The organism is Paraburkholderia tropica (assembly GCF_900109265.1).
Lineage (GTDB): Bacteria > Pseudomonadota > Gammaproteobacteria > Burkholderiales > Burkholderiaceae > Paraburkholderia > Paraburkholderia tropica.
In genome coordinates, this window is sequence record NZ_FNZM01000012.1 from 140,475 (window position 1) to 154,233 (window position 13,759).

11 protein-coding genes are annotated in these 13,759 nt (G+C 62.6%); 10 read left to right on the forward strand and 1 reads right to left on the reverse strand.

The window, feature by feature from the left end:
- Positions 1-15 precede the first annotated feature (15 nt).
- The 9 genes from BMY06_RS21110 (at position 16) to BMY06_RS21145 (ending at position 10,641) form a co-directional block, all read left to right on the forward strand.
- Positions 16-1,539, forward strand: a complete 1,524-nt coding sequence (locus tag BMY06_RS21110) for a sugar ABC transporter ATP-binding protein (RefSeq protein WP_074984990.1) — start codon at positions 16-18, stop codon at positions 1,537-1,539.
- Entirely contained in the window at positions 1,536-2,474 is a 939-nt protein-coding gene (locus BMY06_RS21115; RefSeq protein ID WP_074984992.1) for an ABC transporter permease, read from the forward strand. Before BMY06_RS21110 ends, BMY06_RS21115 begins: the two co-directional genes overlap by 4 nt.
- Before the next feature lie 3 nt (positions 2,475-2,477).
- Positions 2,478-3,473, forward strand: coding sequence for an ABC transporter permease (locus BMY06_RS21120; RefSeq protein ID WP_080180469.1), 996 nt, complete (start codon positions 2,478-2,480; stop codon positions 3,471-3,473).
- A 73-nt stretch (positions 3,474-3,546) separates the two neighbouring features.
- Positions 3,547-5,238: a GMC family oxidoreductase gene (locus BMY06_RS21125; RefSeq protein WP_074984994.1), complete on the forward strand. Its 1,692-nt coding sequence runs from the start codon at positions 3,547-3,549 to the stop codon at positions 5,236-5,238.
- 72 nt (positions 5,239-5,310) lie between these two features.
- Positions 5,311-6,063: an SDR family NAD(P)-dependent oxidoreductase gene (locus BMY06_RS21130; protein WP_065059090.1), complete on the forward strand. Its 753-nt coding sequence runs from the start codon at positions 5,311-5,313 to the stop codon at positions 6,061-6,063.
- Between the two features lie 71 nt (positions 6,064-6,134).
- Entirely contained in the window at positions 6,135-7,292 is a 1,158-nt protein-coding gene (locus BMY06_RS21135) for a mandelate racemase/muconate lactonizing enzyme family protein (protein WP_197520316.1), read from the forward strand.
- A gap of 25 nt (positions 7,293-7,317) precedes the next feature.
- Complete coding sequence (locus BMY06_RS21140; protein WP_074984996.1) at positions 7,318-8,313, forward strand: aldose epimerase family protein; 996 nt, start codon at positions 7,318-7,320, stop codon at positions 8,311-8,313.
- Positions 8,314-8,376: 63 nt separating this feature from the next.
- Positions 8,377-8,595, forward strand: coding sequence for a hypothetical protein (locus BMY06_RS38840; RefSeq protein ID WP_111475076.1), 219 nt, complete (start codon positions 8,377-8,379; stop codon positions 8,593-8,595).
- Positions 8,596-9,147: 552 nt separating this feature from the next.
- The gene (locus BMY06_RS21145) at positions 9,148-10,641 is read left to right on the forward strand and encodes a metal-dependent hydrolase family protein (RefSeq protein WP_244144321.1); all 1,494 of its coding nucleotides are present in this window, start codon (positions 9,148-9,150) and stop codon (positions 10,639-10,641) included.
- Between the two features lie 252 nt (positions 10,642-10,893).
- Here BMY06_RS21145 and BMY06_RS21150 read toward each other — a convergent pair whose 3' ends face one another.
- On the reverse strand, positions 10,894-11,832 hold the full coding sequence (locus BMY06_RS21150; protein WP_124263189.1) for a hypothetical protein: 939 nt from the start codon (positions 11,830-11,832) through the stop codon (positions 10,894-10,896).
- A gap of 319 nt (positions 11,833-12,151) precedes the next feature.
- Between BMY06_RS21150 and BMY06_RS21155 the strand changes: the two genes are divergently transcribed.
- On the forward strand, positions 12,152-13,729 hold the full coding sequence (locus BMY06_RS21155) for an EAL domain-containing protein (protein WP_080180468.1): 1,578 nt from the start codon (positions 12,152-12,154) through the stop codon (positions 13,727-13,729).
- The last annotated feature ends 30 nt before the right edge of the window (positions 13,730-13,759 follow it).

The following is a 13,759-nucleotide window of genomic DNA, read 5'->3' on the forward strand; positions in this document are numbered from 1 at the left end:
GCGGGAGTCATTCGCATGGATACCTTAGTCGCAGCGACGCACATCACCAAGCTGTACGACGGTGTGCCGTCGCTCGTGAATGTCGGCATCACCGGCCGCGCCGGTTCGATCCACGCCGTCACGGGCGAAAACGGCGCGGGCAAGTCGACGCTGATGAAAATCATCGCCGGCGTGGTCGCGCCCACCGAAGGACAGGTTTTTCTGCGCGGCAAGCCGGTGAAGTTTTCCTCGCCGCTCGACGCGCTGAATGCGGGCATCTCGACCGTGTTTCAGGAGTTCTCGCTGGTCGCCAATCTCACGGTCGCGGAAACGATGTTTCTGGGCCGCGAACCGAAGCGCGGGCTGTATAGCGTGGATCGGCGGCGCATGGAAGAAGAGGCGCGGGCCGCGCTCGGCTACATCGGTTTGCAGATCAACCCGCGCCGCCTCGTCGGCTCGCTGACCGTGGCGGAGCAGCAGTCGGTCGAGATCGCCAAGGGCCTTGCGGTCAACGCCGATGTTTTCATCTTCGACGAACCGACTGCCGCGCTCAATACGAAGGACGTCGAGCGCATCGAGTCGCTACTGCTGAAGCTGCGCGACCAGGGCAAGTGCATCTTCTACATTTCGCACCGCATGCGCGAGATCTTCGACCTCTGCGACACGGCGACCGTGCTCAAGGATGGCAAGCTCGTGGGTTCGTACGCCACCGCCGACCTGAACCCCGACCGCCTGCTTTCGCTGATGGTGGGCCGCGACGTCGAACATCTCTACCCGCCGCGCGCCGCAACGCGCGACGACGTCGCGCTGCGCGTGAGCGGCCTGAGCACGGCGCCGGGCCGCTTGGGCGTGGACTTCACCGTGCGGCGCGGCGAAATCGTCGCGCTCGGCGGTCTTGAAGGGCAAGGTCAACGCGACCTCGTTCGCGCGCTGGCCGGCGTCGTGAAAGGCTGCACGGGCACGCTCGAACTGCATCGCCGCTCGGGCGCGTCGACGCGCTTGCGTCCGCGTGCGAGCGCCCGCCGCGCGCTCGCGAACGGCTTCGCGTTCATGCCCGAAGACCGCAAAGGCGAAGGCCTGTATCTCGATCAGCCGATTCGCGACAACCTCACGCTCGGCGTGCATCAGCGCCGCCTGCCGTGGGCCTTCGCGCGGCCGCTCTCGGCGCTCGTCAAGCGCCTGTCCGACGACTTGCGGATTCGCGCCGCCAGTCACGCGCTGGCCGTCGTGAACCTGTCGGGCGGCAATCAGCAAAAGGTCATGCTGGGGCGCTGGCTCGCGATCGACGCGGAGGTGCTGCTCATCGAGGAGCCGACGCGCGGCGTCGACGTCGGGGCGAAGGTGGAGATCTACAACGCCTTGCGCACGTTCTGCGCGCGCGGCGGGTCGGTACTCTTCACATCGCGCGAATTGCCCGAAGTGATCGGCCTCGCCGATCGCGTCCTGGTGGTGTCCGACCATCGCATCGTGAAGGAAATCGACGCGAAGGACGCGACGGAGGAAGACATCCTTCAGGCCGCCGTCGCCCGCACCGTCCAACCCGCAGGAGTCGCAGCATGATCAATCGCCTCGCATCGCGGCGCGCGGACCGTAACGGCGGCCAATACGTATCGGGACTGCTTTTGCTGGTCGCCGTGGTCGCGCTGGCCGCGTCGTTCAGCAGTTTCCGCACGCCGCAGAATCTCGCCAACCTGATCGTTCAGGCGACGCCGCTGCTGGTGGTCGCGCTCGGACAGACGCTGCCGATTCTGACCGGCGGCCTCGATCTCTCGGTGGGCGTGGTCATGAGCCTCTCGACCTGCATCCTCGCCACGACCGGCTCGCCCGCGCTCGCGATCGCGCTCACGGTTGCGAGCGCGGCGCTGGTCGGCGTCGTGAACGGCATCGGCGTGACGCGCTTTCGCGTGCACCCGATCATCATGACGCTGTCGACCGGTACGATCCTGCAAGGCATCGTGCTGCTGGTTCAGCCTTCGCCCGGCGGCAGCATCTGGGCGCCGATCTCCGCCGCGGTCGGCAACTCGGTGATGGGCGTGCCGGTCGCCGTTCTCTGGGTCGCGCTGGCCGCGTGGATCGCGTGGTCGCTGCTGCATCGCTCGCGCTTCGGGCTGCATCTCTATTCCGTGGGCGGCGGCGCGGACAACGCAGCGCTGGCCGGCGTGGGCGTCGCGCGCACGACGATTGCCGCTTATGTGCTCTGCGCGCTGTTCGCGGCGGTCGCCGGCATCTTCCTCGCGGGACGCATTTCGTCGGGCGATCCTTGGGTCGGCGCGTCTTACGGACTCGACTCCGTCGCGGCCGTCGCACTGGGCGGCACGCAGCTGAGCGGCGGCGTCGGCGGCCCGCTCGGCACGATCTTCGGCGCGCTGCTGCTCGGCATCGTCGGCAACGGGATGAATATCGTTCAGATCAATCCCTTCCTGCTCTCGGTCGTCAACGGGACGCTGCTTCTGTTCGCGGTGTGCCTGCGTCGCCGCAAAGAAATCGGGATCTAAATCATGCCTGCTCAACACGCTTCCGAGACCGGAAACCTGTCTCTGCGCGCGGCGCCGCGCTTCAATGTGCGCCAGTTCGTCAACGTGGTGCCGCCGTCGATTGTCGTGCTCGTCGCGCTGCTCCTGTTCTGCCTGTTCTTCAGGCCGGTCCTGCTGCAATGGCCGTTCCAGATGGTCATCGCGCGGCAAGCCGCCCCGCTCGGGCTCGCCGTGGCCGCGCAGATGATCGTGATGCGCTGCCGCTCGATCGACCTGTCGATCGGCGGCGTGTTCGTCCTCACCAACTATCTGATCACCTCGGCACCGCTCAACGAGCTGTCGGCGCCCATGCTGATCGCCGGTGCGCTCGCCGTCGGCGCGCTCGTCGGTCTCATGAACGGTTTGCTGATCACGCAGTTCCGCGCGTCCGCCGTCATCGCCACGCTGGCGATGGCATCGATTCTCACCGGCACGGTGTTATTCCTGAGTTCGGGCAGCAGTCCCGGCTCGGTGCCCGACTCCGTGCAAATGCTCGGCAGCGCGAAGATCGGCATCGTGCCGATCGCGACCGTGCTCTGGGTCGCCGTGCTGGTGCTGCTTGCCATTCCGCTGCGCCTCATGGTGTTCGGGCGTCTGCTGAAAGCCGTCGGCAGCAATCCGGCCGCGGCGGCGCTTTCCGGGCTGCCGGTGGAAGGCGTGTTCATTGCCTCGCACGTCGCGGCCGGGCTGCTCGCCGCGGGCGGCGGCCTCCTGCTCTCGGGCTATGTGGGCGTGAGCACGACCAGCGTCGGCGCGGATGTGGTGATGAACTCGATTGCCGGCGTGATTCTCGGCGGCATCACCTTCGGCGGCGGACGCGGCGGACTCATCGGCCCCGGCGCGGCTGCCTTCGCGCTGACGCTGCTGTTCAACGTGCTCAACGCGTACGGCGCGGGCGAGTCGGGCAAGCTCATCGTTCAAGGCCTTGCGATTGCGGGCGCGGCGATTCTCGCGGGCGTGGCGCGGCAAACACGCCGCTGAACGCCCGGCCCCGACGGCCTGGCAATCGCGCCGGCCGGCGGCTGAATCACAGAACAGTTCCAGGGTTTCATTCATGGCTAAGGCAACGACACACTACGATTTCATCGTCATCGGCGCGGGCGCGGCAGGATGCCTGACGGCGGGCCGGCTCGTGCGCGACCACGGCGCGCGCGTGCTGCTCGTCGAAGCGGGCGCGCCCGATCGCAATCCGCTCATCCACATGCCCGCGGGATTCGTCAAACTGCTGTCGAATCACGACTACATGACGTTCCACCGCAGCGCGAAACATCCGCATCTGAACGACCGTCAACCGTCGATCCCGCAAGGCAAGGTGCTCGGCGGCGGCAGCTCGGTCAACGCGATGGTCTACATTCGCGGTCAGGCGCGCGACTACGACGACTGGGTCTCCCTCACCGGCGACGAGTCGTGGCGCTATCAGGCCTTGCTGCCGCATTTCATCCGGCTCGAAAGCAACTCGACTTTCAACAATGCCGCGCACGGCGTGAACGGCCCGCTGAAGGTTTCCGATGGCGCCAATCTGAGCGACGTGTCGCGCGCCTTCGTGCTCGCGGCGCAACAGAACGGCCTGCCCTATAACCCGGACTTCAACAGCGGCACGCAGCGGGGAACGGGCTTCTATCAGACCACCACGTTTCAGGGACGCCGGTGCAGCGGCGTCGACGCGTTCCTCGCGCCGGTCATGAACGATGCACGCCTGACGATCCGCACCGGCGCACAGGTCACGCGCATTCTGATCGAGCAGAACGTGGCGAAGGGCATCGAAATTCAAAGCGGGACGCAGCGCGAACAGCTATTCGCGGATCAGATCGTGCTCACCGCGGGCGCGCTCGTGACGCCCAAGCTGCTGATGCTGTCCGGCATCGGCCCGGCCAATGCGCTTGCGCGCCTGAACATTCCGGTGATCGCGGATCTGCCAGGCGTGGGAGAAAATCTCCAGGACCATCATGAAGTGCCTGTGGTCGCATTCTGCAACGGGCGGCAAGGCTATTTCGGTCAGGACCGCGGCTGGAACCAGATTCGCAACGGCCTGCAATATCTCGCGTTCCGCAGCGGCCCCGTCGCGTCGAACGCCGTGGAAGCCGGTGCATTCTTCAATCCCGACGATACATCCGGCGCGCCGTCGATCCAGATGTTCTGCCTGCCGACCGTCTATCTCGACCCGGACGTGACGTCGACCAAGGCGGCCTACGGCTTTACGCTCAACAGTTGCGTGATGCGCCCGAAAAGCCGTGGCCGGGTCACGCTGCAAACGTCCGACCCGAGCGCCACGCCTATCGTCTATCCCAACTATCTCGAGCATCCCGACGACCTGCGCCTGTCGATTGCAGGACTGCGCCGCGCCGCGCAAATCATGCGCGAAGGTCCGCTCGCCGCGATGGTCGACCGGATCGTGCTGCCCGACGAGCAGGCCGTCACGCACGCTTGCGCGGCCTCGGACGCAGCCCTGGCCGAGCATTGCAGACGCACCGTCAAGACCGTCTATCACCCGGCGGGCACGGCGCGCATGGGCGCGGACAACGACCCGATGGCCGTCTTGCGCAACGACATGACGGTGCGTGGCATCGCGGGCCTGCGCGTGTTCGACACGTCGTCGTGGCCCACCATCATCAGCGGCAACACGGTGGCCACGACTTACGCCGTCGCCGATCGCGGCGTGGCGCTGATGATGGGCGAGACGCTGCCCGGCGCACTCCCCGCACACCGGAGCACGCCCGCCGACGCCGCGCTGATGCCCGCGCTTTAAACGGTTGCGTCGATCGACACCCTACGTTCGATCGCTTCCCTATGATCAGGATCCCTAAGGTGTAAATACGTTATGAACGATATTCTCTCCTGCTTCGCGCCCGATTTGCTGGCCGGCAAGACCGCGCTGGTTTCGGGCGGAACGAGTGGCATCGGTCTGGAAATTTCTCGCGGCCTGGCCGGCCTCGGCGCACGCGTGACGGCGACCGGCAGCTCCGCCGAAAAAATCGCGCAACTCAAACGGGAACGCGCCACCGACCGGCTCGAATTCGACAGCCTGAATGTGACTTCGCCGGCGTCGATTACCGCATTTGCCGAACGATTCGAACGCCTCGATATTCTCGTGAACTCTCAAGGCATTTCGCGGCCCGGCGACGAATACGACGACGCAACTTTCCTGAACGTCATGGACATCAACCTCGTCAGCGCGATGCGCCTGTCGAGCGCCATGATGTCGCTCCTGAAGCGCTCGCAAGGCACGATCATCAATATCGCCTCGATGCTCAGTTATCTCGCCGACGAGGAAGTCCCCGCCTATTGCGCCAGCAAGAGCGGCATTCTCGGCTTGACGCGCGCGCTGGCGCACCGGCATGGGCGCGACGGCGTGCGCGTGAACGCCATCGCGCCCGGCTATCACCGCACCGCCATGACGCACGGGCTATGGAGCGAACCGCACGCCGCGACGAAGATTGCCGACCGGACCGCGCTCAAGCGCTGGGGCGAAGCCGACGACCTCGTCGGCGCGGCGATCTTTCTGTCGACGCCCGCTTCGCGTTACATCACGGGCGCCACGCTGGCCGTCGACGGCGGTTATGTCGTCGGTTGAGCGCATCGACGAAAACCATCGGCAACAAGACGCTGCGCCATTTATCGAATGCATTGCAAGGAAGGTCACTCATGTTGAAAATCGAAAGCGTCGACACCTATGTGCTCAAGACCGCACTGGACAAACCGTTCGCCTATTCGCAAGGATGGGTGACGGGCCGCTCAACCACCGTCGTGCGGATCCGCACCACCGACGGCATCGAAGGCTGGGGCGAAACGTTCAGCGTCGGCCTGCAACCGCCCGAAATCGCGGCGACCGTGATCGAAAGCGCGCTCAAGCCGCTGCTGCTCGGAAAGAATCCGCTCGACACCGAAGTGCTCTGGAACAACATGTATGTCCGCACGCGCGACTTTGGCCGTAAAGGCGTTGTGCTGGGCGCCATCAGCGCAGTCGATATCGCGCTGTGGGACATCTGCGGCAAGGTGGCGAACCAACCCGTATGGCAACTGCTGGGCGGCGCGTTCCGCCAACGTGTGCAGTGCTACGCGACCGGCTTTTTCCGCCCCGAGGGACAAGGGCAATCCGCCGCGATGGCCGCCGAAGCGAAGCGTCACGAAAGCGCCGGCTTCTCGATCATGAAGGTCAAACTGGGCTTCGGTCTGAATGACGATATCGCGGTCATGCACGCCATACGCGACACGCTGGCGCCCGAGACGCAGCTCATGGTCGACGTCAATCACGCATACAGTGCGAACGAAGCGATCCGTCTCGGGCGGGCGCTCGACGCGATGCGTCTGCGCTGGCTCGAAGAGCCGGTCGTTCCCGAAGATCTCGCGGGCTATCGCCGCGTGCGCGATGCGATCGACACGCCGATCGCCGGCGGCGAAGCCGAGTTTTCGATGTATGGATTTCACGATCTGTTCGCGGCCGGCGCAGTCGATATCGCGCAGCCCGATATCTGTCTCGCCGGCGGCTTCACCGCGCTCAGGCATATCAACGCGCTCGCGCAGGTTCACGGCGTGAAGGTCAATCCGCACGTTTGGGGCACCGCCGTCGGGCAGTACGCTTCGCTGCACATGATCGCCGCGACGCCGGACACGCACTATGCGCTGTACGCCGATCAACCGTTGTTCGAATACGATACGTCATCGCATCCGTTCAGGACGGCACTGGTCACGCAGCCTCTCGAACAGCGAAACGGATGGCTCGATGTGCCCGACCGACCCGGCCTCGGCTTCGAACTGGATCGGGCGTTCTTCGACAAGACCGCGATCCGCATCGGGCATTGAAAACGCTCTGTGCGAGGAGACGAACGTGGAAGACGCAACGACGCTGGACAACGAACGCTGGACCTTGAAGTGGCCGCACGGCGTGGCGACGGTCCAAGCCCTCGGCGGCATGCTCGCGCCGGTGCGATTCGAACTGGGCGCGGGACGCAGCGTCTCTCCGCTGCATGTCGCGCCGTGGGGAGACGATCCGGAGTGGCCCGGCCTCCTGCGCGCGCTGCGCGGCGAGTGGCCTTGCCTGCCGTTCGGGACGACCGACGCGCCGCCCGGTCTTCCGGAAGGCTTCGCGTCCAAGGTGGCCGACGACGAATGGCGGCACGGCTACAGCTCGAATCATATGTGGCGATGCGTCGAGCAGACGGCGCACGCGATCAAGCTACGCATCGACTATCCGCCTGAAAGCGCGATCGACTATCTCGAACGGCTCGTCGAAGCGCACCCGCACGCAGCGTCCTTGACCGTCACCCTGACGGTCCATGTGCGGCATGACGTGACGCTGCCATTCGCCCTCCATCCGACTTTCGCGGTGCCGCCGGAAGGTGTCGAGGTGCTGGCATGCCCGTATCGCGCCGTCCATACGTATCCGGTCGCCATCGAGCCGGAGTTTTCGCAGATTCTGCGCAATCGGCGTTTCGATTCGCTGACGAAGCTGGACACCTGCGAGGGATCGTTCGATGTATCGCGTCTGCCGTTACCGCAGCAAACCGAGGAGCTCGTGCAGCTGGAGGCTTGCCAACCGCCCTTCGTGCTGCGTTACCCCGTTGACCGGGCGGAAGTCAAGCTCGACTGGAACACCGACGATTTTCCGGACGCCGTGCTCTGGATCAGTAACGGCGGCCGCAATTACGCGCCTTGGGCCAGCCGTAATTTCGCGCTGGGCGTGGAGCCCGTGAGCGGCTTCTTCGATCTGGGCAGAGTTGTGACGCCTTCAGCCGACCATCCGCTCGCAAGCCGGACAGGATTTGCCTTCACGGCTGGCACGCCGCGAATTATCCGCTATCGGTTGTCGGCCGCTGCTTACTGATTTGATTCGCCTGAGTCACAAGCCGCTGATTCGTCCTCGTATCATTTGCCGGGACCAGATAATATGGATTACGAAGAAACTGTCACGCAAACCGCGACATCACGTCTGGGTCGGCACGTTGATGTATTCAATGCGCTGTTCGCCGATGGGTTCGCAGCGGTGGTGCTGGGTCAACCGCAGCATGGCCCGGCTGTTGAACAGGTCGTAGAGCAAAGCGCCGCGATCTCCGTGAAAACGAATGAATGTGATGACCTTGGCGATCCGGTCATCAGCGCCCTTTAACCGGCGACGAATCGACGTCTCGCCGCCCCGGTGACTTTTAATGCAAAACGGTTAATTTTCGCGCCGAAGCAGAAAGGCAAACGTTTGCGATTTAAATCTGCGAACAAAGATTTGAAATTGTTATTTAACTGCGCTATTTTCGACTCGAAGCATCAACCGATGCTCGAGGCAGTGAAAAAAATAGAATCTGAGAGAAAATGATGCGCCTTTAGAAGGTAACCATCGACGAAGAAAACACCGCTGGCTCAGAGTCTCGGCACCAAAGGCGGCCGGGAATCTGACTTTACGAATTCGCCTGGCTTGCCCCCATCAGCCGCGGGTGTTCACGTTTGCGGCGTCAGAGAGAGATTTCAGACTGGCAATGTCGTGCGAATATCGGCGCATCTTGCGCGGCTAACCGGTGCGCCAGAAATGCGACCGCCAAGCACGCCACACTGAAACGCCGGACACGCATTCGCGACGCGCAAAGAATGTGTCGTAACATGCGCCGTAACGCGCGAGCAGATTGTGCAGACGGCGCATCGGCACGACTCGACGATCTGGCTCTGGTCCGTGAAGACGACTCAGGAGGGCATGGCCATGCCATCAGGAAAGTTTCGCGGTGTAACGACTGCAAACCTGCCGTACTCCTGCTTTTGCAACAAGGCACTGGCGCAGTATGCGAACCGGCGCATCGGCGCGGATCTGGCGCGACGTGGTTTCCTGGCGGACATGGCCGCTGCAATGCTCGTTACCGTTGTGCCCGAATTCGCACTGGCGCAGGGCAACGCCAGCCCGCCGGCCTCATCGCCTGTCACTACCTTCACGAACTTCCGGCTGTTCGACGGCAAGTCTGCTTCGCTCGTCGACGGGATGTATCTTATCGTTGAGGGAAAACGGATTTCGAAGCTCGAAAGAGGCCAGCCGCCGGCATCCAGCTCGGCCAGGACGGTGGACTGCGCGGGCAAGGTGATCATGCCAGGGCTCATCGACATGCACTGGCACTCCTTGCTTGCCGCGGTCCCCATCCAGACCATCCTGCAGGCGGACATGAGCTTCCTGTTCCTCGCTGCCGGCGCCGAAGCTCAGCGCACCCTGTTGCGAGGCTTCACGACTGTCCGCGATGCGGGCGGGCCCGCTTTCGCGCTCAAGCAAGCCATCGACACGGGCCTGATCAGCGGCCCGCGCATCTACCCGTCCGGCGCGATGATCACCACGACGGGTGGGCACGGCGATTTCCGCCTCCTCACCGACATACCGCGCACGACTGGCCAGATCAGCGCGGTGGAGAGAACAGGCGGCAGCGCGATTGCCGATACGGCAGACGAAGTCCGTTTGCGCGTGCGCGAGCAGTTCATGCAGGGCGCCACGCAGATCAAGCTGGTGGGATGCGGTGGCGTGTCCACGCCGCGCAGCCCGCTCGACATGCTGACGTTCACCGAACCGCAACTGCGAGCGGCTGTTGAAACGGCAGCGGACTGGGGAACATACGTGCTCGTGCATGCCTACACGCCCGAAGCCGTGCAACGATCGCTTGCCGCCGGCGTTCAATGCATCGAGCACGGCCATCTCATCGATGACAGGACCGCCGAAGCCATGGCGAAGAACGGGACCTGGTTGAGCACCCAGCCCTTCCTGACCGAAGAAGACGTGGCCCCATTGCCCCCGTCGGGCAGAGAAAAATTCATGGAAGTCACCGCGGGGACGGACAATACGTACAAGCTCGCGCGCAAGCACGGACTCAAGGTCGCATTCGGAACGGACCTGATTTTTTCGCAGGCCCTCGCGACGCGCCAGGGAACCATGATCGGGCACCTCACCCGCTGGTATTCCGGTTCGCAGGCGCTGCGCATGGCGACGTCAACGAACGGCGAGTTGCTCGCCATGTCGGGGAAGCGCAATCCTTATCCGGCGAGGCTCGGGGTGCTTGAACCCGGGGCGTGGGCCGATCTTCTTGTCGTCGATGGCGATCCGCTTCAAAACATCGCCCTTCTAGCGGATCCGGACCGGAATCTGAAAATGATCATGAAAGACGGACTCATTTATAAGGACGCCATGCAGTCGTGACTGCTGCTCCGTGCCACTGCTTTTCGTGGCACTTTGCCGGTTTCGTGCCTGCAATCAAGCGCTATTTGAAAAAATCGGCGCGTACGGCGCCGTTGCGAGCGCCGCAAGTCACGCCGGGTACTTTTCTCGACGCCGCTTGCCGCCCATCGATTTCGTTGGCGCAAAGGTGTTGGCGCTGCTGTCGACCGCCTTGAATTTGCCGCCTTCAATGAACGAACGCGGAGCCGCAACATCAAGACGGCGTTTCGTCAGTTATACAGTCCCGCCACGACCACCATAGATCTCGAAGAGCGCCCGAAAGAACCGGTCATACGCGGCCGAACGCGGGTCCCGGCGCACCGATGCGCGCAAACTCACGAGTGGCACACCTGGCGTGTAGTTGCGCCCTCGTCCGTACCCCCTCGTCCAACTTTCTCCCCACACCTCACCAACGGCAGTGAGGCTGCTGGCGTTCCGTGCGACGTCGATCTGGGCGTAGCACCAGAGTTGCCCCCAAATATTGGGCCAAAGATTCGCCGGAATCTGCATTCTTGAATACTTGATCTCGACGATGATGACCTCTGAAAACCGCTGGTTGCAGTAGACCAGATCCGGAGACGCGCGCAGTGGCTCACCATTGACGTTCAAACTATCGATGGTGAAGTAGTCCACATGATCTCTATCGCGCACATGCAAACCGTTGTGAATCAGACGCCAATCCGAATCAATGCTGCGCAGAAATCCGTTGTTGACGCAACAGGCTGCCTTTGCCCTCCTCTCGAGAATCTCCTGCTCCATCGCCTTCCCGCGCTCGCGGTCTTCATCGTCGCCAAACGCCTGGCCGTAGAGCGAATAAATCCACTGTGAGAATGCCGAAACTGTCGCTTCTGGTTTCTCCGGCCGCATCTTTTGCGCACGCCGAAGAAACTCCGAGGGCACCAGCTTGAACGTCGACGAAGCACGGTCGTCTGGCAGCCGCCTTACACCATTACCGGCGAAGCCAATCCCGTCTATTCTGCCCTTCTCCAGCGGATCTTTTGCCCATGCCGTGCCGAAGAGCACTTGCGCGCGCGCCTCTGCCGCCTGCTGGTCCATGCGGTCAAGACCGCGCGATCCCTTAGGCCAAAAATTGACAGAGCGCGCCGAAGGCCGCTGCGGTCCAACCAGCGGCGGCGCTTCTTCCTCTTCGGTTTCGTCGTCCCAATCTCTCATCGGCATTTCTCGAGTCAATGAACTTCACGCGCCGTTCACGGCAAGCAAGCCCTGATGGGCTCTTCACCGTCGCTGACGCCATCACAACCGCATTCCCGGTTAATCTGCGCGCGGTGTTCCCGCTACGCCACTGATAAGCCCCATGCGAAACCCGGCCAAACCGCCGGCTCCCGAGATTCGTTAACTATTGTTAAGGGCCGAGATTCAGAATCGCGTTTGACTGACGAACGCTTACACTGGTCAACAGTCGGGCGCAGGTAATTCCATATGTTAGAGCGGGGTAAACGTGGCCTCCGGTACAAAATATTGGATTGCATCATTGCTCGCGGCAACCGTTTCGATGGCGCTGCCCGTTGCCCTCGGGGTGACATTGACCTGGCTCGCCGGACGACAGGCGCAAGTGCAGCACCTGAATGCGCTGGCGACCGATATTGGCCGACGCTCGTCCGAAACGCGCGACGAAGTGATGCGCGCACTGAGCGAGGTACAAAGCGCGCGGCGTTCTGGATCGACAACTGTTGCCACTGCGCAAGACCCTTGCTCAGAGCGTGAATTGGCTCGCATGCGAAACATCATTGCGACAAAGCCGATGCTCAAAGGCATGGGCTACCTCGCCGATGGCGCGCTCCGGTGCGCCACGATGACAAATCTGGCGCAACGCCAACCATTGGGCCACCCGGAACGAATCGATTCGAGCGGGATGAAATCGTGGAGCGCCGTTAATCTGCCGTCCTTGCCGGGCACAACGTTCAACGTCAATGCGCGAGGCAACGATGCCATTTTCATTGCGCCGGGCGTCGTGCTCGATATCCTGCCGGAAACGTCGTCGGTGTCATTTTCGCACATCAGTTTCCCATCGCAATCCGTGGTCCGCTCTCACGGCTATTACGACCCGGCATGGACACGCCGATTCCAGCAAGGGGACACCCATTTTGTCGATAAAAATCGACTCGTTGTCGCCGTGCGCACAGAAAAAGAAAGCGACGTGATTTTTGCATCGATGCCCGTGACGTGGTGGCAAACGCTATCGGACGGACCTGCGCGCAGCGCGATTCCGCTCTCCGTGCTGATCGGTGCCTTGTTGGCATTGCTCAGCTGGATTGCGATTGGCAGATACTTCTCTTTGTCGAATCAGATCAAGATCGCGTTGAAAAACGACGAGTTCTATCTGCTTTATCAACCCGTCATGGATTTACGTACGCTTCGATGCGTCGGAGCCGAAGCACTGATCCGCTGGAAGCGCCGTGACGGAAGACCGGTTGGCCCATCTGAATTCATTCCGGTTGCGGAGGCGAGCAACCTGATCGTCAATATCACACAGAAAGTCATTGAACTGGTAGCGCGTGATGCCTCGCTGCTGATCAAGAACCATCCGGATCTGCATATTGCGATCAACGTCTCCGCAGCCGATTTGAACTCTGCGGAGACGCCTGCCAAGCTCAATGACATGCTTGCCGCGATGAATGCACTGCCGGAGAACATCGTTATCGAAGCAACGGAGCGCGGCTTCATGAATCCGGAGCAGGCAACGGACGTATTGCTGAACGTGCGCGCACAGGGATTCAAAGTCGCGATTGATGACTTCGGCACAGGGAATTCGAGTTTGTCTTATCTCGCCACGTACAAACTCGATTTTCTGAAAATCGACAGAATGTTCGTCGATTCCATTGCCACGACCGCCCCCACGCGCCAGGTGACGATGCACATCATCGAAATGGCACACTCGCTGAATCTGCAGATGATTGCGGAAGGCGTTGAGACTGTCGAACAACGCGACATTCTGCGTGCGGCCGGCGTGCAGTTCGCACAAGGGTGGGTCTTCGGCAAACCCATGCCCATCCAGGCGCTGGCCGCGTTTGTGGCGGCCAATCCGGGCGTCTCGCCGCAGCCCGCGTAGTACGGAGAGATACGAGCATGCTTTGCGGGC

Bases quoted from the DNA above. Each gene is read 5' to 3' on its own strand.
- BMY06_RS21110 (WP_074984990.1), top strand. From the start codon at position 16: ATGGATACCTTAGTCGCAGCGACGCACATCACCAAGCTGTACGACGGT.
- BMY06_RS21115 (WP_074984992.1), top strand. From the start codon at position 1,536: ATGATCAATCGCCTCGCATCGCGGCGCGCGGACCGTAACGGCGGCCAA.
- BMY06_RS21120 (WP_080180469.1), top strand. From the start codon at position 2,478: ATGCCTGCTCAACACGCTTCCGAGACCGGAAACCTGTCTCTGCGCGCG.
- BMY06_RS21125 (WP_074984994.1), top strand. From the start codon at position 3,547: ATGGCTAAGGCAACGACACACTACGATTTCATCGTCATCGGCGCGGGC.
- BMY06_RS21130 (WP_065059090.1), top strand. From the start codon at position 5,311: ATGAACGATATTCTCTCCTGCTTCGCGCCCGATTTGCTGGCCGGCAAG.
- BMY06_RS21135 (WP_197520316.1), top strand. From the start codon at position 6,135: ATGTTGAAAATCGAAAGCGTCGACACCTATGTGCTCAAGACCGCACTG.
- BMY06_RS38840 (WP_111475076.1), top strand. From the start codon at position 8,377: ATGGATTACGAAGAAACTGTCACGCAAACCGCGACATCACGTCTGGGT.
- BMY06_RS21150 (WP_124263189.1), bottom strand. From the start codon at position 11,832: ATGAGAGATTGGGACGACGAAACCGAAGAGGAAGAAGCGCCGCCGCTG.